At 36.8% G+C, this 19,766-nt stretch carries 21 protein-coding genes; 6 read left to right on the top strand and 15 right to left on the bottom strand.

All coding sequences use genetic code 11. The features are described 5' to 3' along the window. Positions 1–141: 141 nt before the first annotated feature. The gene (locus AC106K_RS09600) at positions 142–1,719 is read left to right on the top strand and encodes a DHA2 family efflux MFS transporter permease subunit (RefSeq protein ID WP_482444870.1); all 1,578 of its coding nucleotides are present in this window, start codon (positions 142–144) and stop codon (positions 1,717–1,719) included. Positions 1,720–2,208: 489 nt separating this feature from the next. Further along, entirely contained in the window at positions 2,209–2,805 is a 597-nt protein-coding gene (locus tag AC106K_RS09595; RefSeq protein ID WP_482444868.1) for a hypothetical protein, read from the top strand. Between the two features lie 253 nt (positions 2,806–3,058). Here AC106K_RS09595 and AC106K_RS09590 read toward each other — a convergent pair whose 3' ends face one another. From AC106K_RS09590 to AC106K_RS09580, 3 genes are read right to left on the bottom strand one after another with little or no spacing between them, the layout of a single operon-like run. Continuing rightward, the gene (locus AC106K_RS09590) at positions 3,059–4,072 is read right to left on the bottom strand and encodes a TQO small subunit DoxD (RefSeq protein ID WP_482444866.1); all 1,014 of its coding nucleotides are present in this window, start codon (positions 4,070–4,072) and stop codon (positions 3,059–3,061) included. A gap of 54 nt (positions 4,073–4,126) precedes the next feature. Beyond that, positions 4,127–4,480 carry a hypothetical protein gene (locus AC106K_RS09585; RefSeq protein WP_482444864.1) on the bottom strand — a complete coding sequence of 118 codons (354 nt, stop codon included), beginning with the start codon at positions 4,478–4,480 and terminating at the stop codon, positions 4,127–4,129. 38 nt (positions 4,481–4,518) lie between these two features. Beyond that, entirely contained in the window at positions 4,519–5,433 is a 915-nt protein-coding gene (locus AC106K_RS09580; protein ID WP_482444862.1) for an alpha/beta hydrolase, read from the bottom strand. A 359-nt stretch (positions 5,434–5,792) separates the two neighbouring features. On the opposite strand from AC106K_RS09580, the gene AC106K_RS09575 reads away from it, so the two are divergent. Beyond that, on the top strand, positions 5,793–6,344 hold the full coding sequence (locus AC106K_RS09575) for a DNA-3-methyladenine glycosylase I (protein WP_482444860.1): 552 nt from the start codon (positions 5,793–5,795) through the stop codon (positions 6,342–6,344). 91 nt (positions 6,345–6,435) lie between these two features. Here AC106K_RS09575 and AC106K_RS09570 read toward each other — a convergent pair whose 3' ends face one another. Next, positions 6,436–6,852 (bottom strand): hypothetical protein, encoded by a 417-nt coding sequence (locus AC106K_RS09570; protein ID WP_482444858.1) that lies wholly within the window; start codon positions 6,850–6,852, stop codon positions 6,436–6,438. Beyond that, entirely contained in the window at positions 6,845–7,222 is a 378-nt protein-coding gene (locus AC106K_RS09565; RefSeq protein WP_482444856.1) for a winged helix-turn-helix transcriptional regulator, read from the bottom strand. The genes AC106K_RS09570 and AC106K_RS09565 overlap by 8 nt, the downstream gene beginning before the upstream one ends. Positions 7,223–7,313: 91 nt before the next feature. On the opposite strand from AC106K_RS09565, the gene AC106K_RS09560 reads away from it, so the two are divergent. After that, a complete protein-coding gene (locus tag AC106K_RS09560) occupies positions 7,314–7,844 on the top strand; it encodes an NAD(P)H-dependent oxidoreductase (RefSeq protein WP_482444854.1) in 531 nt (176 codons plus the stop codon). A 1-nt stretch (position 7,845) separates the two neighbouring features. On the opposite strand, the gene AC106K_RS09555 is transcribed toward AC106K_RS09560, so the two are convergent. The 8 genes from AC106K_RS09555 to AC106K_RS09520 form a co-directional block, all read right to left on the bottom strand. After that, positions 7,846–8,601: a hypothetical protein gene (locus AC106K_RS09555; protein WP_482444852.1), complete on the bottom strand. Its 756-nt coding sequence runs from the start codon at positions 8,599–8,601 to the stop codon at positions 7,846–7,848. A 44-nt stretch (positions 8,602–8,645) separates the two neighbouring features. Next, entirely contained in the window at positions 8,646–8,879 is a 234-nt protein-coding gene (locus tag AC106K_RS09550; RefSeq protein ID WP_482444850.1) for a hypothetical protein, read from the bottom strand. Then, on the bottom strand, positions 8,876–9,355 hold the full coding sequence (locus AC106K_RS09545) for a hypothetical protein (RefSeq protein ID WP_482444848.1): 480 nt from the start codon (positions 9,353–9,355) through the stop codon (positions 8,876–8,878). The genes AC106K_RS09550 and AC106K_RS09545 overlap by 4 nt, the downstream gene beginning before the upstream one ends. A gap of 11 nt (positions 9,356–9,366) precedes the next feature. Next, positions 9,367–9,846, bottom strand: coding sequence for a hypothetical protein (locus AC106K_RS09540; protein ID WP_482444846.1), 480 nt, complete (start codon positions 9,844–9,846; stop codon positions 9,367–9,369). After that, a complete protein-coding gene (locus AC106K_RS09535; protein WP_482444844.1) occupies positions 9,846–10,352 on the bottom strand; it encodes a DUF2199 domain-containing protein in 507 nt (168 codons plus the stop codon). The genes AC106K_RS09540 and AC106K_RS09535 overlap by 1 nt, the downstream gene beginning before the upstream one ends. A gap of 9 nt (positions 10,353–10,361) precedes the next feature. Further along, positions 10,362–11,831 carry an FAD-binding oxidoreductase gene (locus AC106K_RS09530; protein WP_482444842.1) on the bottom strand — a complete coding sequence of 490 codons (1,470 nt, stop codon included), beginning with the start codon at positions 11,829–11,831 and terminating at the stop codon, positions 10,362–10,364. 35 nt (positions 11,832–11,866) lie between these two features. Continuing rightward, on the bottom strand, positions 11,867–13,456 hold the full coding sequence (locus AC106K_RS09525) for a patatin-like phospholipase family protein (protein WP_482444840.1): 1,590 nt from the start codon (positions 13,454–13,456) through the stop codon (positions 11,867–11,869). A gap of 96 nt (positions 13,457–13,552) precedes the next feature. Beyond that, positions 13,553–14,452, bottom strand: a complete 900-nt coding sequence (locus AC106K_RS09520) for a magnesium transporter CorA family protein (protein ID WP_185289084.1) — start codon at positions 14,450–14,452, stop codon at positions 13,553–13,555. A gap of 73 nt (positions 14,453–14,525) precedes the next feature. Here AC106K_RS09520 and AC106K_RS09515 point away from each other — a divergent pair, with 73 nt between their 5' ends. After that, positions 14,526–15,548, top strand: a complete 1,023-nt coding sequence (locus AC106K_RS09515; protein WP_482444838.1) for a 3-oxoacyl-ACP synthase III family protein — start codon at positions 14,526–14,528, stop codon at positions 15,546–15,548. A gap of 357 nt (positions 15,549–15,905) precedes the next feature. Here AC106K_RS09515 and AC106K_RS09510 read toward each other — a convergent pair whose 3' ends face one another. Beyond that, complete coding sequence (locus AC106K_RS09510) at positions 15,906–17,066, bottom strand: thioredoxin family protein (protein WP_482444836.1); 1,161 nt, start codon at positions 17,064–17,066, stop codon at positions 15,906–15,908. 300 nt (positions 17,067–17,366) lie between these two features. Here AC106K_RS09510 and AC106K_RS09505 point away from each other — a divergent pair, with 300 nt between their 5' ends. Then, on the top strand, positions 17,367–18,992 hold the full coding sequence (locus tag AC106K_RS09505) for a tetratricopeptide repeat protein (protein WP_482444834.1): 1,626 nt from the start codon (positions 17,367–17,369) through the stop codon (positions 18,990–18,992). Between the two features lie 402 nt (positions 18,993–19,394). Here AC106K_RS09505 and AC106K_RS09500 read toward each other — a convergent pair whose 3' ends face one another. Next, a complete protein-coding gene (locus AC106K_RS09500; RefSeq protein ID WP_482444832.1) occupies positions 19,395–19,601 on the bottom strand; it encodes a hypothetical protein in 207 nt (68 codons plus the stop codon). Positions 19,602–19,766: the final 165 nt, after the last annotated feature.

Here is a 19,766-nt window from a genome sequence, read left to right as displayed (position 1 = left end):
TATTTAAAATTGTTAAAAGTCAATTAACTTCTTTGTCAATAGTAAATCAGCTTTGCTGTCAATTTAAAATGACGGCTTTGAAATTCACTATTCACTTGCGAAGCAAAGTTTACCATTGATTTTTTACATCGAAAAAAACTTATGCAAGATTCATTAGTAGAATATGGAGCGCGTAGAGTGATCATTACGATTACGGCTATCCTTTGTGCCCTTCTGGAAATTGTAGACTCCACGATTGTAAATGTTGCCTTGAATGAAATGAAGGGGAATCTTGGATCTACACTTTCTGAAGTGGGATGGGTAATTACAGCTTATGCCATTGGTAACGTAATTATAGTACCAATGACGAGCTGGCTTTCCCAGCAGTTTGGACGTAGAAATTACTTTGCGGCATCCATCATTATATTTACCATATTTTCATTTTTATGTGGAAATGCGACCAATATCTGGGAACTCGTGTTCTTCAGATTGATGCAGGGAATCGGTGGGGGAGCCTTATTGGTAACTTCACAAACGATCATTACGGAATCTTATCCGATTGAAAAAAGAAGTATGGCTCAGGCTATTTATGGCTTGGGAGTAATTATTGGGCCTACACTAGGTCCGCCACTTGGAGGATATATCGTTGATAATTTCAGCTGGCCTTATATTTTCTATATTAATATTCCGATTGGGATTGCAGCAACCTTGATGACGCTGCAGTTTGTAAGAAGTCCGAAATATGCCGAAAAACGTAAAGCATCAGATGTAGACTGGATTGGTATCGGTTTGCTGGCAGTAACAGTAGGTTCATTACAGTTCATTTTGGAGAGAGGTCAGGAAGAAGACTGGTTTGCCAGTGGAATGATTGTAGCATTTACAGTAGCTGCTGTTTTAGGATTTATCTTATTCCTTTGGAGAGAACTTACCTTTAAATATCCGATTGTTGAGCTGAGGGTTCTTAAAAATAGTAACCTGAGAATCGGAACGATGATGTCATTCGTCCTTGGATTTGGACTTTATGGTTCCACTTTTATTGTTCCTTTGTATACGCAGAGTATCCTGGGATGGACGGCCCTTCAATCGGGAGCACTGATGATTCCTGCAGCATTAACCACAGCCTTTATGATGCCTATCATTGGTAGACTTTTGGCAAAAGGGGCTAAACAGCAAATTCTGGTTTCATTAGGATTGTTCATCTTCTTTGTGTATAGTTTCTGGGGATATAAAATTCTGACACCGGATACCAGCAAAGATGCCTTTTTCTGGATGCTTATCGTAAGAGGGGCTGGTCTTGGATTATTATTTATCCCGATCACTTCCTTATCTTTAAGTACACTGAAAGGGCAGGAGATTGGTCAGGGAGCAGCCTTTACAGGGATGATGAGACAGTTGGGCGGATCTTTCGGGATTGCAGCCATCACAACCTTTATTGCTAACGCAGGGCAGAAATACAGGAATAATCTGATATCCCATCTGGACGAAAACAGCTTTGATGTACAGCAAAGACTCGCAGCGCTTAAAGCCAGTTTTGTAGCAAAAGGAATGACACCTGACGCTGCAATGAACGCCGCTTATAAAATGCTCGATCTATCTGTAACGAAACAGGCGACAGTTTTATCTTATATGGATGTATTTCTTTACCTCGGGGTAATATTTTTAATATGTATTCCGTTTATCTTACTCGTAAAAGAAAGAAAGAGTAAAGAAAAAATAGATTTGAGTGAAGCCATGCACTAAATTTTAATGAAAACCTCCGGAAATCCCGGAGGTTTTTTGTTTTTTAAATACTTTGTTCACCACATTTAAAATTGAATAAAACAGGACTCAAATTGAGCTTTCCCACTTCAATAACTTCCCTCTTCCAACCTCCCTCTTCCTAACCTTATCAAGCAATTTCTATTTTATATTAATTAATTGTTTCTTTTTGTTAAAAATAATATCACATATTGGAGAATTTATTTGTTTTTTTTAACTTTACCCTACAAAATGAAAAAATATGAATAGATTCCCTCACCTCCAAAATCCTTTTCAGAAAAGGTTCAGACCGGATTATACGCTCTGGTTCTTATGGGAAAGTTACCCTTAGATTATAGATTTATTCATACTCATGAAGTATGGAACTTTTGCCTTGTTTAATAAAGGCAAAATTCAATGTTTCTGAAATCCTATTATTCAGTTGCATTGCTTTTAGATTTATTTTTTCAAAAAACTTATACCATTTTACATATGAATCAGATACAATTACCGGAAACCTATGCCGCATTATCAGATTTCAGGAAGAATGACGTTTATCTTCCAGAAATGAATCAGAATCAGATCATTGCTGACTTTTTTCCAGAAACTTTTAAAGAACTTACACAACGTCTCTCAGATATTACAGGAGCCTTTTATGGTGGCCTTCTCAAACAGGCAGGAAAACTCTATGGACCAGAAGCTATTGAGCAGCTCTCCAGTACTTTTATGTATGATCTCGGATCAAGAATGGCTTTGAAAAATATGGAGGCCAAACCGGACTTACAGCCTGGCATCCCCGCAGTGGCCAAGATCCTTATTGCAGCAGTTTTTACATCCAGTCCCGAATATAATTTTGAATTTAAAGAATTAAATGACCACAAAGCTGAATTCCTGATCAAAGGTATCGACCGCTACCATAAAATCACCCAGAGCTTCCAGATTGCTGGCCTGCTGAAATGGCCGGTCATCAAACCTTTTGTTCAGGGAGTATGCGATACCATGGGGCTGGATGTTTTACTTGAAATGAAAGTACTGAAGCTTGATCCGGACAGTTCATGTATATATGAGGGGATCTTGGTGGAGAAATAGTTTTTTAAGATAACAGATAACAGATAACAGATAACAGATAACAGATAACAGATATTGTCGGTAAACACCATTATCTTTTATGTATATCTATTCGGGTTCGACATCAATATCCATATCCATATCCATATCAATAGGAGCGGGCTTTAGCCCGCTCTCACTATATTTATCATTCCATTGGCTTTAGCCAAAACCTGAAATACAACAAAAAATTGTATCCTCACGTTTTCCAACAAAATATAAAATCATATCTGATCTATTGTATTTTTTCCGTCCACTCAATACCGCTAATATCAATCAATTTTAAGGTATGGATTTCCTCTTTTCGAAGAATATCATCAATCCCGATACGGACATCTGCTTTTGCTCCCAAAGGAATAATAAGACTGTGTTTCCCTGGTTTTACTTTGGCTACATAATGATTTTTAATATGATCCTCAGAAAATTTTGAAAGGGCCTTATGGTCAAATTCCTTTAAAACATTTCCATTCTTATCCAGAATGTGAACCCCAATGAGGAAAGATCCATAGACATCAGCACCTTCCGTTCTGTAAACTTCGAATTGCAGATCAGAATCAGTATGTGAAATATTGGAAATCTCAAGCTTAGGTTTTACCGATTTATTATGCAAGGTTCCCCAGACCCCTCCATGAAAATATTGATTGGTGTAAAGCGTAAGACCAAAAATGATCAGAGAACCCGTGAGCACAAAAACTTTTGGCTGAGAAACAGGAAGTACTCCCGAGCCCAACCATTGAAACCATTTTGTCAGGGTAAAATGCCTGTTCTTCTTGATGAAATAATGATCCAGAGAATAAGGGCCGCTTCCCGTGAGAAATAAGACAAAACCTCCGGCAATTCCCAGAACACCTATTTGCCATTCATCTACGCAGGTGGTTCCCAACCAGCCTGACCCCAGTAAAATTCCCAAAGCAAGACTGAAAATCCCGATGCTCATCAACCGGGTCAGTAATCCGAGGATAATAAACAACCCTACAATTGCTTCAATAATGGTAAAAGTCATCATTGACCGTTGTAATGCATCCGGATGGGTCACCAGATATTCGATAATAGGTTTGATGCCTAAGGCGTTGGGTAAGAAATGATTGAATTTTTCCCCGATATATCCCTTTTCATCAGGAATAAGCTTGTTCTCAAGGATGAGTCTTCGCCAGAATGCGGAGAAATAGGTCCATCCGATCACCATTCTTAGAGATAAAGTATATAATCCGGCCAGGTCATAAGACTGGCTGTTAGTAGTATGTTTCATTGAAATTAATAATGTATGGTAAAAAACTGTTTTTAATCTGAGTTGAAAAAGTTTTTACACCAGGCTTAATTTCAGTCTTTTAAACAGAATATATTTCGGAGGGCTGTTTCCCGTGGAATGCCCGGAATATTTATTGAAGAAAAGTTTTTCTTCTCGAATATTCTTTGCAACAGTATTGGAATACATAAAAGATCCTGTCAGCCTGATACTCCTGGATTTCGATATTGAAACCTGTGAAGAAGCAGAAGCAGTATCGCAGCTGAAGGATGGCCCGGAGGTAGTTTTTACCTTATTGAGACCACTGATGTACTGAATGTCAAAAAGGTCAAGCACATTTCTTTTTACAGAACATGGCGATAATGAAAACACCAGTACCAGCATCATGATGATGGCTTTATAGGTTTTCATATATATTGATGGGCTTGACATAAGTACAAAACTACACTTTATTTTAGTTTAAGCTTTATAAATTGTAAAAATTCATCCTGCTGATCTACAAATAAATAATGTGAACAGTTATCGAACAGTTTAAAATTCTTCTTTCCAACGATCGCAGTAAGATCAGCCAGTTGCTTTTCAGAGAAGATTCCGTCATTTTTTCCATATACTGCAAAAATGAGAATCCCTTTTCGTTTGATTTCTTTTAAAACAGCAGTATTATCAAGATTATTGAGAGGCTCATTCTGATAAAATTTAATAGGAGAATTGGCATTTCTGATATTGTTTCTGTAGAATTCCCCATTCTTATATTCCTGTCTTAATCTTTCACTTTCCTGTGTAGGATGAGGCATATCAAAGAAGTTGAGCTTGCTTGCGATCTCATAGCATCTCTTTCTGTAAGCAGCAGAGTTTTTATCAAGGCTTTCAACTGCTGCAATCTCTTTGAGCAGGGTCGGATCATTTTTGAAATGTTCTTTTGCCTCTTTTAAGATATGATCATACGTTTCCTGTTGGGTAAACAAAGCTCCGGCAAGAGTCAGAGAACTTACTTTCTCAGGGAATTTATCTGTAAACAATGTCCCGATAATTCCTCCGAAACTATGGGCAATAATATTTGCTTTTTTAAGCTTATAGGTAGTATACAGGGTATTTAAATCATCAAAACTTTCGTTAAAAGTCATGGTAGCATTCTCGTCTTTCGAACGACCTTCACCACGTCTGTCGTATACGATTACATAAAATCCTTTGTCAGCCATTTTCTGAGCAGTAGTTCCTTCAAATAGGGTAGCATTTCCGCTGGGTCCACCATGTATGAAAATTACGGGTGGATTCTTTGGATTTCCATAGGCTTTTGAATAGATATTCTGAGCATTCACTAAGCTTAGGAATAAAGAAAACAGAATGGATAAAAGTAATTTCATGGCTGATATTTTGAGGTTGCTAATCTAGTTAATATTTTCAAGGTAATGATGGAGGGTATCGGAAATTTGTTATTGGATGATGGTAAGCCACATAGAACAGGAAGACTTTGGCAGTTGAGAAAAATCTGCAAGAAGTTTTTTGCCACGAATACATGAATTATATTGTTATGAGTAGAGACTATACAGCAGATATTTTATTCGTGTATCCGTGGCAAAAAAAGAAAATCTTCGATCGGATACCACAGTATTCACCAGTTTTTAGTTTTCTTTTCACAAGATAAAAAATAACCTCTACTGACTAACAGTTGTCACAATCCTGTCTTATCTTTATACCATTAAATAAAAAACAGAATATTTCGATGAGTTATTGCTTAGCCATAGAAGGAATGCAGCCAGAAAGCAGAAGAGAACTGCACAAAAACTATCACGACAATTATTATGGGTTTCCGATCCATGATGACAACGAATTGTTTGGAAGACTGATCCTGGAAATTAACCAGGCAGGTCTGAGTTGGGAAACGGTTCTGAAGAAAGAAGAAAGCTTCAGAGCGGCATATCACAATTTTAATATTCAGACAATTGCCGCTTATACAGAAGAAGATAGAGAGAGACTGCTTAACGATCCTGGAATTATCAGAAATAAGCTCAAGGTGAATGCAGCAATAGAAAATGCCAGAACGATTATTGAACTTCAGAAAGAATTTGGTTCATTCGAAAAATGGCTGGAGCATCATCATCCTAAAACATTACCGGAGTGGATGACGCTTTTTAAGAAAACATTCAAATTCACTGGTGGAGAGATTGTAAATGAGTTTTTGATGAGTACCGGATACCTGAAAGGAGCCCATCATGAAAGCTGTCCGATACACGAAAAAGTATTGGCCGAAAAGCCTTTGTGGAAAAAGGTGTAAGGATAACTTAGATTGCTACAGAATGATTCTATTAATTGCAGAGGCTTCTATTGGTTATTCTGTAGCAATCTGATGGTGAAAAAATCTTCTATTAAGCACCATATCCCACATACTCAATGTCTTTTTGGGTGAAAAATTTTTTAAAATTTTCTACCTCTTCATCTACTTGCTGTAAAGCATCTACAAGCAGGTGTTTTTGAAATGTCCAGGATTGTCCGCTATTAAGATTGGTCCATTTTATAAGGTTATTTTCAAGGTGATCAACCTGAATTCCTCTAATCCAGCCACTACACTCAGGAATTCCGCAGCAACATGAAAATATTTTGAATTCACCATCTGCATCTATACTCTCATAGAACTCACTGATGTCAATAATATCTCCTTCTGCATAAGGCTTTTTATTGTTAAGTCTTATTTCGAGGTATCCATGCATATAGACGTCGTTTTGACTGGTCTGACATGCCACTACGATTAATTCCAGATAAAAAGTATCTAATTCCTCAGTCATTCTTTGAAGCTTTTTTCATCAGTTCTTTATGCTCATTTCCCCATTTTTCAAATTCCAGAATAATCGGTTTCAGTTTATATCCAATTTCCGTCAGTTCATATTCTACCCTTGGCGGAACTTCGGCATAAACCGTTCTTGTGATAATTTTATCTTCTTCAAGTCTTCTAAGCTGGAGGGTAAGCATACGTTCTGTAATGTTTTGAAGTTTTTTCTTCAATTCACCAAATCTCATTTTCCCATTGATCAGATAACAACAGATAGCCAATGCCCATTGTCCACCGATAGTATTGGAGGCATAGATCTCCGGACATTCATCAGCAAGGGCTTTCTTATTGGCAAAATTGGTTGAAGTTTCCTTTATTTTAGTCATTACTTACATTTTTTATAGTACCATACAATAGGTTGCTAATGTACGAAATGTAAGTTACATGTTGTAGTTTTGCTGTAGAAATTTAAACATAATGAAGACCTTAATTATTGTAACTCACCCGGATATTGAAAAATCCGCCATCAATAAAAGATGGATTGAAGAACTGAAAAAATCCCCGGAAAAATACACCGTTCACCAATTATATAAAGCTTATCCTGATGGAAAGATCAATATTGCTGAAGAGCAAAAACTGATGGAATCTTATGATAAGATCGTATTTCAGTTTCCTTTTTATTGGTTCAGCAGCCCACCACTTCTGAAACAATGGCTGGATGAGGTTGTTTTGTATGGCTGGGCTTATGGAAGCAATAGCGGATACAGGCTGGCAGGAAAGAAAATGACTTTAGCGGTTACTGCCGGGATTGACAAAGAAGGCTATACTGCATCCGGAGAATATAAATATACGATGAACGAACTTTTCAGACCTTACGAACTGACCTTTGATTATATAAAAGCAGAGTATAAAGAACCTTTCGTGTACTATGGTATAGAACGTGATTCTTCAGAAGAATGGATCGAAAAGAGTGTACCGAAGTACCTCGATTTTTTGGATAGACTTTAGATCAGTAATGATGATCAAGGTAAACCGGACCTTCATAACTGCCCAGATTTTCTTTGATGTTCATCATTATATCCGGAATATATTCATAGCCACCTTCAAGAAGATGTTTCATTTCATCACGGTATAGATCATCAGTGTTTTGAAGATAAGTATTTAGGTGTTTTTCGGTACTTATGTGCAGATTGATATAGGGGTCGAACTGAGCAATATTCAATGATTTTCTCATTTCCTCTACGTCGGGTGATCCTACGAAAACAGCTGCTTTAAAGGAAAGAAGAATAAGATAATCAACCATAAGAAGAAGCTCATTACTGCTTAAAATAGGATCAATTGTCAATTCCGGAGCATTATCAAGAAGCGGAATATAAAATTCCTCAACTCCTTTGGCAGCCACTGAAAAGAGTAGAGGAACTTCATAGCGGGTAGTCAGATGCCAGATGCTGACGAATCCATGATGGGCAAAGATTTCTTCGTCACCCTCGTGATCATTCTGATAATACCAGGTAAACCAATCGAAAAGAGCTGTAAATTCTTCATTTTCTAAGGTGTAATCTTCTTGCTGAAGTTTTAACACAAGCTTTTCATAGGATAGATCTGAAAATTCTCTTTCGCTTTTCAGAAAATCCCGGAAGGTTCCAAAACGTTTATTAATGATCTCTAAAAATACATCAGGAAGACTTGTATCTGAAATTTTCGGATACAGGTTTTCTCTGATCTTTGCTTTATCCAGTCTGTACAGTTCTATAAATCCACCCATAATAAGTTCTATTAATGTATTCAGAGAAATATCTCAGAACCTTTTTAATATTTTTTTCTTTCAAGGATTAAGCCCATGATAGCTCCGATAGTAGTAATGATAATTCCCAATATGAGACATGGCAGCCAAAAGGCAAAACATAGTTCACTTAATCTTATGATGAATGGTGGGAAATTTCCACTTGCCGTAAACATTCCTGCCCCGATTATAAACATAATAACCGAAATAGGAAGCATCAGGAGTCCTGCAATAATAAGGTATTTACTTAAACCTCTCATATTTTATCAAAAATGTTTTTATTGAATGTCTGTAAATCTGCAGCCTGGTCCTGAAAATAATTTTTAAATTTTTCAGAAAGAGCTCCATCTTTAAATTTAATGATAGTGTACCCACTGTCAACAGCAATGATTTCTAAAATACTGTCAGCAATTAAAAAATGATTACTTTTCCAGACCTTAGGATCTTCAGCCGACAATTGGGATACTTGCAAAGAATTAACATCAATAGGATGGGGGACAGCGGCAATAATTCCCCAGATAATCTGAGTATTACTTTTGTAGATAGTCTCAAACTGTTGATGATTTAAAATAAAGAAATCATGATCAAAATTGATAGGGATACGATCATCAGACATAAAATCAAGATCGGTTAAGATCCAGTGATGAAAGGCGAGATCTTTCCAGATAGGTTTTAAAACTTCCTGAAGATTGGTATGGAACTTTACTTTTTTTGTACTTCTGATAATCCAGTTCATGGTATGATCATTTAAATTTTCTGATCCCAGCCAGGACCATTTTTTTCACTGCAGGAATCGGAATTTGTAGTATGAGAATATCCTTCCGGGAGCACACCCTGCACTGAAAGCTGATACATCTCGTAGAAATAGTCAAAGTATTCAAGGCTCAGATCAGAATAGTCTTCCAGCTCAGGATTATGAAGATTTACCCTTCCGTTTTCAATCGCTTGCCAGAACAGTTTCTGATTATCTTCTGTAAAGCTTCTTGTATCCAGACTTCTGTTGACCCATTTACCAGTAGTTGCCTGGTAAAAACCATAACCTGATTCTACTCTCTGATCTTCAGTTTCATCTTCCAATGGAATTTGAAGACGCAGCCATTCCGCAAGAGGCTTCCCGTTTTCTAGAAGGAGCAGCTCCTTAATAGCTATTTGTATAATACAGTCATAGCCTGTCCATCTTCTTGAAAAGGTAGCTCCATTTTTAAAAATAATAAAGCAACTTGCCATTATTCATCATTTAAGTTTAATGCTCTGTTGATCCTTTTTTCGGCTTCTTCTTTTGTAATTCCGTTATAAAAGTCATTTACAAAAGGATGCTCAAAGCTCTGATGAGGAAAAACAAACGGACGACCGATAGTATTGTCTACCACAACCGTTGTTGGAATGCTTTCAGAAAAGTCATAGTCGGGAAGATAAGTGGACAGCCAGCCGAAATATTCTGCTTTAAACTCCTTGTTATCATAGTTCTCTACATATTCGTTGTAGCTTTTCTCACTTAATGAAACCCAGATTCCATAATCAAGGTCTCTGCAATCATCAATCACTTCCTGTATTAAGACGGCCCGGATAAACCTATAAGTGTATTCAGACGTTTCCACGATACACAGGTCCGAGGTAAGTTCAGTATTTTTTAACTCCTCTTCAGATAAGCAGGAATAAAGATATGGGGAAGAGTAAGCCAGTGCCGGCCAGTCTTCTTTTTCTTCTCCGCAACATTCGCAGATGTATTTCATGATCATATTTTATTTATAGTGTTGGTAAAATTTATTGTCAAAGATTTCTGAAGGATCATATTTTCTTTTCAACTCAAAGAATGAATCTGCCTGTGGATATATTTTCCTCATTTTGCCTCTACCTATATGAAGGCGGTATGGAAGATAAAAAGTTCCTTCATTTTTTAGAGTAATATCTACCAGGTTATTAGTCAGTTTTTTCATCGCATCTTCTTGTTTCGTTGTTTTTTTCTGGTTGAATAAAAAGACAAATCCGAAAACATTTTCTCTGGCATAGTTCATATAGCTGTCTTCATCTTTATTGACGGCTCTGATGGTAATATTCAGAAGATCCAGTCCTGAGCTCTTCAAAACAGGTTTTATATTTTTAATAAACTGATTAAAATTTCTTTCTGGTATAAAATATTCCTGAAGCAGATCGGTAGAGTTTGGATCTTTATTTTCGATAAGAGAAACATGGTCATTAAGAAGCTCGTTTCTGGAATAAACGGCATTTTTGGTCATTTTATTCATACCTGTTTCCAGATCCCACCGCAGCCTTTTTCCATATTCACTATTTACAGTGCTTCTAAAGACCAGGCGCTTTGTTTCTTCATTTTTAACATTTTGAAGCTGAAGAGGTAATGGTTTTTCATCCGTTTTTTCAAAATAATTGATGGTTGCGTCTTCAAGAAAATGTTTGTCAGAAATTTTTAACCTTCCGAAAACCAGATTTACCCCTGGATTTTCAGAAATAAATTTTTTATAATATTCCACGTAATGATCGGCACTTAGGCGAATATATTTATATTGAAGAGCTGTATTATCAACTACTTTTAGCCGAACATCAAGAATGATTCCGAAAAGACCATATCCGCCGATCACCAGTTTGAACAGTTCAGGATTTTCGTCTCTGCTACAATTAATTATCTCTCCATTTTGATTCATCAATGAAAATGATACTACGCTGGAGGAAATAGGAGGCAGATTCTTTTGCCATCCATGACCATTTACACTGATTGATCCGCCTACCGAAAAAGAGCTGAAAGCCTGCATGATTGCAATAGACTTACCATGTTTATCCAGATATTGTATAGCATCTTCCCACAAGGCTCCGGATCCTATTGTAAGAATATTGTTTTTTTCATCCAGTTCCATATGTCTGTAGGGAAGCATATTAAGCAGAATGCCATTCGGATAAATGCTATGTCCGCCCATACTGTGTTGAGCTCCGGCAATGGATATTTTTAAGTGCTTTTCTTTTGCATAAGCCAGGATCTGATGAAGTTGATTTTCAATTTCCGGTTTAGAAGATGGTACTTTTATGAGAGTATCAATTTTCGTTAAGTTCAGCTGACTTGCATCATCAGTATATCCTTTAGGAATCTCTTTCCTTATATCAGATTCATTCCATTTTGCTTTAAGGATATGAATTATAGGGATAGAAATGAAAATAAGTAGAATTATGATTCCAGCAATAAAGAAATATCTTTTTTTCATCAGATTATTAAAAAAGCTAAAGTACTCAAAAATTCTTATCCCACCGTAGGGGTATCCTCTTCTTTCAGTATTTTTTTCTCTTTCATGGAGAGCATCATGCGTTCGTATTTGTATTTTTTCCAGTCAAACTGGTTCAGAAAATCCAGGGCAGCCTGGAAGCCTCTGTTGAAAAGTTCTTCTTTTTCTTCCTTTTTCATAAAGAAATTCAGCCAGGTGCTGGTACCACAGTTGACGGTCTGTATACTGTAAAGGCGGTAGAAACTATGCTTGGTAAGAAATGTTTTATCATTAAAACCTTTTAAAGTACTGATGATATTTCCGGCATAGCTGAAGGGAGTGTTCATGATTTCCGCACTTGTTGTTTTTCCTCTTTCGGAAAGCAGGGCAGAATCACTGGTGAGCTGTACGCCGAAAAGGGGCATTCTGGGATAAAAAACTTCATCTGCGTGAAACAGATCGATAGGGAAGTTGGAGATGCTGCCGCCATCAATGAAAATCCCAACAGGATTAATGTCTTTCTGCTGAGTATTCATCCAATATTTCCAGGCATATTTTACAGAATCATCCTCTTTGTTGATCTCTTTCTGGAAAGGTTCAAAGAAAAAAGGAACAGACATGGAAGCTCTCACAAAATCTGCCGGACTGATGTGTTTCAGTTCCTCTTCAGACCAGTACAGATTGGCCATAGTGGGAAGTTCCACTTTTATTTTAGCATTAATGTCGGTCGTAATGATCACATATTCTGATCGGAGCAGATAGAAAGGGTTGTTTTTGTAATAGTCGTTATTGGCGGCACTTTCATAGAATATTTTATAACGGGTCTGGTCGATATGCTCAAGGTTTTTATTCTTGATGCTTTCTATGCTTTGAAGCGCCATTGTATAATATTCCTGGCCGTTTCCGTAGCGGTAGTTGAGGTTAAGATCATATTCCTTCTGAATGAATTTTTCGTTCAGGTGAGCCACGGTTTTGATTCCGAAACTTTCCAGAGCATTCTTCATCGTATTCCGGAATACATTTCCAGGATTGAGTCCGCTGTTTTCCTTTCTGAAATTGTTGTATAGCTTTTTAATGCATAAAAAGAGGATAATGGCAGGGATCAGAGGGATCAGAAACATAAGTTTTGCACTCAGTATGCTGTCTGAAGGAGCAGCAAAAGGAATGCTGACCAGAATAATGAAGAGAATCGCTGCAATAATGGCATTGATCTTAAAAAAGTCCTTATTGTTAAGCATCCCATGAAGGGTAGTTTTTACGTAAGTCTTTCCGTCCATAAAATCAGCAAAATCCCAGCTGAAAAGAATATCTTTAATCAGCTCACTTTTGGATTCTTCTTTGGTTTTGCAGGCTGCAATAAGCATCGTATTGATCGCTCCGGCACTCGTTCCCGCTACTTTCAGAAAACGGATCCCAAAGATTTCAAGACCATAAAGGTATCCCACCAAAGCACTTCCCCAGACGCCGCCACCTTCCTGTACAAACTCTATATACTGATTGCCCTGCTGATCCAGAAGATCAGAGAATTCTTTGGAAGAGATATTTTCGTGTAAGGCAATAAGCTTATCCTTAGACTCATTCGAAAGCGAATCATCTTCCAGAATTTTATTAAGGTCTTCAGTTTTCATAGTATTTTGTTTTGGGACATTGTAGTTTAAGAAAGGGGTCCATGCAAACAATAGATTGACTTATTCTTCGCCTTTAAACCTGTCTCAACAATGAGATTACCACTGTCTTCGTCTCACATAGATGAAAGTGCTGATCACTACCGTAGCCATTACTCCCAACGTAATAAAATAACCATGCTTATGATGAAGTTCAGGCATATTTTCAAAGTTCATTCCGTAAACTCCGGCAATGAAGGTGATAGGTAAGAAGTAAACCGAATAGATGGCGAGAACTTTCATCACCTGGTTGGCTTTCTGATCCGAAAGGGCCAGAAACATCGAAATAAGGTTGGTAATCTGTATATTCAAATGATCAAAATCGGCTACTACGTCTTTGTGTTTATCCTTTAGATCCACAATTTCAGAATCCTGTAAGTTCAGGAGTTTAAATTTATCAATAGCATCTGATGAGATGACCAGTACCCTGGAATTCAGACCAGATTTTCGCTTCAGCTTATACAATCTTCGGATCTGGCTCGTATGGTTGGTATTCTTAAGGAAAATTTCATTTTCAATATTGTCCATTGTTTCCAGCAGGCTTATCGATTCATCATCGAAACTTTTCATGATCAGAATAGCGATCATCAGAGCTATTTTTTGTGGGGTAATGTCCTCCTGGGTGGTCTGTAGTTTCTTTTTGGTTTCAGAAATACTCCTCGTTTTCATCCTATGGATCGTGATGATGGTATTGTCCAGCAGGAAAATGGCAATTTTGGTGCTGATGTCGCTGATGGTGTTGAGGTTTTTTCGCTCCAGTTCCGTACTTTCACGGAGAAGAAAGAATTTTACACTTCCGTCCTCTTCATATTTGGGAAGGTGGTTAGGATCTATAGTATCTTCCAGAAGAAGATTGTTGATTTCGTATCTTTCATGAAGAAATTTCAGGTCTTCTGCAGTAGGAGCCTCTACATCTACCCATTCACATTGGGAGCTTCTGTATATCGTATCAATTGGCATAAAGTAAAAATACTAATATTTTGAAAAACTATGTGTTAAATAAGTTTTATCTTTGCCAAAATTAAAAAACTATATGATTAAAAGTACAATAAAAGGTGTTGGATTTTATGTTCCAGATAACGTTGTTACAAATGATGATTTAGCCAAACTAATGACGACTAATGATGAATGGATTACGGAAAGAACAGGCATCAAGGAACGAAGACACAGAAAAAACAGGTATGACTCTCAGGAAACCAGCGCTTACTTAGGTTTCAAAGCTTCAGAAAAAGCGATTCAGAATGCAGGGCTTACTTCAAAAGATATTGATTACATTATTTTTGCGACACTTTCTCCGGATTATTATTTTCCTGGCTGTGGAGTTTTGCTTCAGGATATGCTAGGTTGCGATACGATCGGGGCCTTGGATGTGAGAAACCAGTGTTCCGGATTTGTATATTCTATGAGTGTTGCCAATGCATTCATCAAATCAGGAACCTATAAAAATATTCTTGTAGTAGGAGCGGAGATCCATTCTTTCGGATTGGATTTTTCAGATGAAGGAAGAGGTGTTTCTGTTATTTTCGGAGACGGGGCAGGAGCCATTGTACTTTCTGCAACAGAAGACGAAAATGCAGGTGATATTTTAGCAATGAATATGCACTCTGAAGGAAAATATGCTGATGATCTTTGTACACAGTTCCCAGGTTCCAAATTCGGATGGAGTGACCGAATGAGAAAAGATCCTGAAAATGTAACGAATAAGGAAGTGTATCCGATCATGAACGGAAACTTCGTATTCAAACATGCGGTAACAAGATTCCCTGAAACCATGATGGAAGCTTTGAATAAAGCAGGAAAAACAGTAGAAGATCTTGATATGTTTATTCCGCATCAGGCCAACCTTAGAATTGCTCAGTTTGTACAGGAAAAATTCGGGTTACCCAATGAAAAAATCTTTAACAATATCCAGAAATACGGAAATACAACCGCTGCTTCTATTCCAATTGCTTTAAGTGAAGCTATTGAACAGGGAAAAATTAAAAGAGGAGATTTAGTCCTTCTTTCAGCTTTTGGAAGTGGATTTACATGGGGAAGTGTTCTTTTTGAATATTAAGGGGCAAAAAGGCGAAAGGGCTGAATGGTGAAAAGGGGGAGAGTAAGGTAGCTAGGATGGTTGATGAGGCTGAGGAAGAGAAGAAAGTAATGAGGAGAATTAATGAAGGTGATGAGGTGGTGATGGAGTGATAAATGGTAGATTGATACTTCCTATTATTTTGCCTGTAAAGTTGCTTTTGTCTTTAAACATTCACTGATATTCAAATGGAAACCGAATATTCCCCTCCCTTGGAGGGGTGGCAAAAATTCAGAGAATTTTTGACGGGGTGGTTTTACCACTACATCTATTAGAAAAATAAAACATAAAAACCCGCAGAACTCTCGTTCTGCGGGTTTTACTTTTATATAGCACTTATTAAAGGCTTTTCAATAACTTTTCCGTATCAGAAGAATCCTGTCCGGAGCTTTTAGCCAGTTCAATAGACTTTTCAGCCCACATTTTTGCATTTTTCTTGTCCCCTACCTTGTTATAAAGATTGGCTAGCGTATCTGTATTAGCAAAGTTCTGATCTTTCTTTACAGATTCCTGAGCCCAGGCAATTGCTTTTTCCAGGGAAGTCTTATTGCTTACATTTTCAAAGAAGTTCCATGCAAGAGAATTCAGTTCTTCAGAACCTGCTGCAGAATAATCCTTATACAGATCAAGAATTAATTTTTCATACTCAGGAATATCTTTATTCTTTAAAGCTCTGTTGGCTTTCATTCTTTTCAGGATTTTGTCAGCTTCTTCTTTGCTTAGAAATTTTTGAGTTTCCGTCATGAAGTAAGTGTCATTCCATGTTTTGGTATCCGGGTTGTATGCTTTTTTAGCAACTGTATTTAGCTTAATGTTTTTATCAAGCTTTTCATACTTATCTTCCGGGAGGAATTTGACAATATCAGTTTTCTTATCCTGAAAGATTTTATAAAGTGGACTTTCAGTACTTTGAACCCCTGAAAGAAGCATCTGTACGTCTTCCTGATCTAAAGCCGTTTTCTGTTGGAAATAACGGTTCAGAACTTTCCCTGCAAATTCCGGATCATTATAAATAGTAAGACCAGCCAGGTTTTTTAAGAATTCCGGTGATTTTTCTCCCTTTTCAAACTGCTGTTTCAAAGAAGTCAGCCTTCTGGTAGGATCTTCAGCATCCTTAGCAAACTGAATGAAATCCTTTTCTTCCACATACCCAAGCGTTCTGTGTACAGCCTCACCGTTTCCATCGATGAAAAGATAGGTAGGGAATGCCTTTACATTGTATTTTTTAGCCAGTTCGATACCTTCTCCTTTCTCCATATCAATTTTAGCATTGATAAAATGAGAATTATAATAATCACCTACTGATTGAAGCGGAAAAATATTTTTCACCATCAGTTTACATGGCCCGCACCATGAAGCGTATGCGTCTACAAAGATCAGTTTGTTTTCTTTTTTTGCTTTAGCCAGGATGGAGGCAAAATTGCTGTCCTCAAATTTGATTCCCTGTGCCCATGCAAGAATTCCTACAAATAGAGTGGAAAGTATGGTTATTTTTTTCATAAAAACTTTTTATTCCCTGCAAATGTAATAAATATGCTGACATTTAGGTCGTTCATATTGAAAATAATTATACAGGAACCTTGTTTTTAATACAGATATAGATTAATATGAAAGATAATCGTTTATTGTTTTGGTCTTATTATTAAATTTAATACAAATTGATGTTTTAGGTTAAATGATTAAATTTCAATAGAATATTTTAATTAAAAGTAAAATATTACTAATTTTGTAAAAAACAAAAAGACACCCGTGAAAATAATGATGAATTATTATAAAATAAAAATAATAATTTGTTTTTGTATGTCCAGAATCCTACTGATATTTTTGTTTTTGCTTACAACAGCAATCCCTCTATTTGCCCAGAAAAAGAACAGCTTTGATCAGGCTTGTGAAAGGACTTCCTCCATCACGGCCTATAAAGATCTGCCTAAAGCGATCAGAACGGCAGATTCCCTTTATATGGTGGCACAAGAGCCCACAGAGAAAATCAGAAGCCTGATGCTTTCTTCAGAGCTTTATCATCATGCAGGTGAACTTAAAAAAGCGATATGCTACGGAGAAAATGCCCATTCATTAATCAATCAGAAAAGAGATCCCCAATGGATGGCCAATGTAAGCAGATTGCTGGCTCGTGAATACAGACAGGTGGGACTCAATGAAAGAGCCAGAAAATATATCTTAAAAGGACTCGAATCTTCCAAACAGATCTTAAGCTTTCAGGAAAGTAATGAAGCCTCAGGATTACTGAATCAGGAAATGGCTTTCTATGAAATGGAACAGGGTAACTATTCTAATGCAGTACAATATATAGAACGTTCTCTGGAGCATTTTGAAAAAATAAACAGTAAGAATGAAGACCGGACAGCAGCGGCGTCTTATCAGGTATTGGGTGATGTTTATTTTAAACTCAATAATTATACTGCCTCAGAAAATTATTACAGAAAAGCGCAGGAATTACTCAAAGAAGGAAGCTGTACACTGGGATTGGTGTATAACGGGCTGGGAGGAATCCGTCTGAAGCAGCAAAACTGGAAAGAAGCAGAATTATATCTGAAAAAAGCAGAAAAAATAGCCGATACTTCCCGAAGCCTCAAGCTGAAAAAAGCTGTATATTCCAATATTAACGATTATTACGAAGGAACCGGAGACAATTTCAAAGCATCTTTATATGCAGTTAAATATGTAAAAGCCTATGATAGCATTGCTGCCCGAAACCAAGGGTTTGTAGTGAATAATAAGGAAATTCTGGGTAATAGAAATAATAAGAAGAACGGTTCTATGAATGTCGCTAAAAATGCCGCAATCATTATATTGTCGGCAGCCGTGATCGGTCTGATCATCTTTTTCAGAATGAAACAGAAAAAACAGCATTCAAAATTCAGAAGCATTATAAGGGCACAGCTGAAAATGATAAGTACCAGAAATCAACCTTTAAAACCATCTGAACATTCCGAATTCTCCAATATATTCGTAGAAGAAATTGATGAAAAAGACAGTGAAGCAGACCGAAAAAGAAATGACTCACTGATGACTTCCGAAACAGAATCGAAACTGCTTGAACTGCTTGAAGCGTTTGAAAAGGGAGCTCTTTACAACAATAAAGGCATGTCTTTATCTTTCCTTGCAGGAGAGCTGAATACCAATACAAAGTATCTGTCTTATGTGATCAATCAGCACAAGTGTACCGATTTTAAAACGTACATCAACCGTTTAAGAATCAATTATATTGTAGACAAACTGATCAATGATGAAAAGTACAGACAATATAAAATCAGTATTCTTGCTGATGAATGTGGCTTTTCTTCACACAGTAAATTTGCTGCCGTATTCAAAGCAGTCACTGATTATTCTCCTTCAGCCTATATTAAGTATCTTGATTCTGAAAACCAATCAGATAAGAATGTCCATTTTCGTGAAAATGATTAAAAACAGATCGTTTCTTTTATTCTGACTTGCCATTTTCACGAAAACAGACAACCTATTATTTTACGCAAGCGTCCTCCTGTCATATCTTTGCGGCAGTTTCACGGGAATGACGACTATCACACTACAGCTTGTCTCTTTTATTTTTGAAGAAATTCTGTTTCTTTTAGAATGAAATAAAATGAGGGTCTACATTCAATCAATTCAACGATGAAACTTTTAGGAAAAAGATCTGGTCTTCTTTCTGTAATCGGGAAATAATTGCGATGTCATTTTATCTGCTAACGTAAAATATTCTGATCCGGAATTCCGGACCATACCATATAATCGGGGTTGATTGCCCGGTTTTTTTTCAGTCAAGTTTTTTTAAGTGCAAATCCACAGAAAGTCTGTGGATTTGTGATTTTATTTACCTTTTGTTTGGGTACTGTCAGTTTTTGAGGTTGAAGGAGCAGAAGCAGACTGAGAATTGGCTACAGCAGAGTCACCCATTTTGTTTCTTAAAGAATCTTTATTGTGAGCCTCTTTAAACGCTTCTCTTTTTTCTTTATTTTGAGCGCAGCTTCCCAGAAAGAGAATTCCAAGGAGAGCTCCAAAGCAGAACTTTTTCATATTATTTTATTTTTTTTGGTGTTTGTTTAATCAAATATAATGAAATATTAATATTTTTATTGATGATCAGATCATATTCTGATAAAATTGTTTTTAAAGTAATAAGTAGGGGGGATATTATGACTCTGTGCCTGTTCCAAAATGGTATTGAGGAATAAGAAATTG

The sequence above is a fragment of the Chryseobacterium sp. FR048 genome, assembly GCF_056844665.1.
The sequence above is the reverse complement of the archived record's forward strand: the minus strand, read 5'-3'. Positions and strand labels throughout refer to the sequence as shown.

Coding starts and splice junctions, on each gene's coding strand:
- AC106K_RS09510 (WP_482444836.1), bottom strand. CDS start 17,066: ATGAAAAAAATAACCATACTTTCCACTCTATTTGTAGGAATTCTTGCA.
- AC106K_RS09590 (WP_482444866.1), bottom strand. CDS start 4,072: ATGAAACATACTACTAACAGCCAGTCTTATGACCTGGCCGGATTATAT.
- AC106K_RS09525 (WP_482444840.1), bottom strand. CDS start 13,456: ATGAAAACTGAAGACCTTAATAAAATTCTGGAAGATGATTCGCTTTCG.
- AC106K_RS09600 (WP_482444870.1), top strand. CDS start 142: ATGCAAGATTCATTAGTAGAATATGGAGCGCGTAGAGTGATCATTACG.
- AC106K_RS09540 (WP_482444846.1), bottom strand. CDS start 9,846: ATGGCAAGTTGCTTTATTATTTTTAAAAATGGAGCTACCTTTTCAAGA.
- AC106K_RS09575 (WP_482444860.1), top strand. CDS start 5,793: ATGAGTTATTGCTTAGCCATAGAAGGAATGCAGCCAGAAAGCAGAAGA.
- AC106K_RS09515 (WP_482444838.1), top strand. CDS start 14,526: ATGATTAAAAGTACAATAAAAGGTGTTGGATTTTATGTTCCAGATAAC.
- AC106K_RS09550 (WP_482444850.1), bottom strand. CDS start 8,879: ATGAGAGGTTTAAGTAAATACCTTATTATTGCAGGACTCCTGATGCTT.
- AC106K_RS09545 (WP_482444848.1), bottom strand. CDS start 9,355: ATGAACTGGATTATCAGAAGTACAAAAAAAGTAAAGTTCCATACCAAT.
- AC106K_RS09560 (WP_482444854.1), top strand. CDS start 7,314: ATGAAGACCTTAATTATTGTAACTCACCCGGATATTGAAAAATCCGCC.
- AC106K_RS09555 (WP_482444852.1), bottom strand. CDS start 8,601: ATGGGTGGATTTATAGAACTGTACAGACTGGATAAAGCAAAGATCAGA.
- AC106K_RS09535 (WP_482444844.1), bottom strand. CDS start 10,352: ATGAAATACATCTGCGAATGTTGCGGAGAAGAAAAAGAAGACTGGCCG.
- AC106K_RS09580 (WP_482444862.1), bottom strand. CDS start 5,433: ATGAAATTACTTTTATCCATTCTGTTTTCTTTATTCCTAAGCTTAGTG.
- AC106K_RS09530 (WP_482444842.1), bottom strand. CDS start 11,831: ATGAAAAAAAGATATTTCTTTATTGCTGGAATCATAATTCTACTTATT.
- AC106K_RS09570 (WP_482444858.1), bottom strand. CDS start 6,852: ATGACTGAGGAATTAGATACTTTTTATCTGGAATTAATCGTAGTGGCA.
- AC106K_RS09565 (WP_482444856.1), bottom strand. CDS start 7,222: ATGACTAAAATAAAGGAAACTTCAACCAATTTTGCCAATAAGAAAGCC.
- AC106K_RS09505 (WP_482444834.1), top strand. CDS start 17,367: ATGTCCAGAATCCTACTGATATTTTTGTTTTTGCTTACAACAGCAATC.
- AC106K_RS09585 (WP_482444864.1), bottom strand. CDS start 4,480: ATGAAAACCTATAAAGCCATCATCATGATGCTGGTACTGGTGTTTTCA.
- AC106K_RS09595 (WP_482444868.1), top strand. CDS start 2,209: ATGAATCAGATACAATTACCGGAAACCTATGCCGCATTATCAGATTTC.
- AC106K_RS09520 (WP_185289084.1), bottom strand. CDS start 14,452: ATGCCAATTGATACGATATACAGAAGCTCCCAATGTGAATGGGTAGAT.
- AC106K_RS09500 (WP_482444832.1), bottom strand. CDS start 19,601: ATGAAAAAGTTCTGCTTTGGAGCTCTCCTTGGAATTCTCTTTCTGGGA.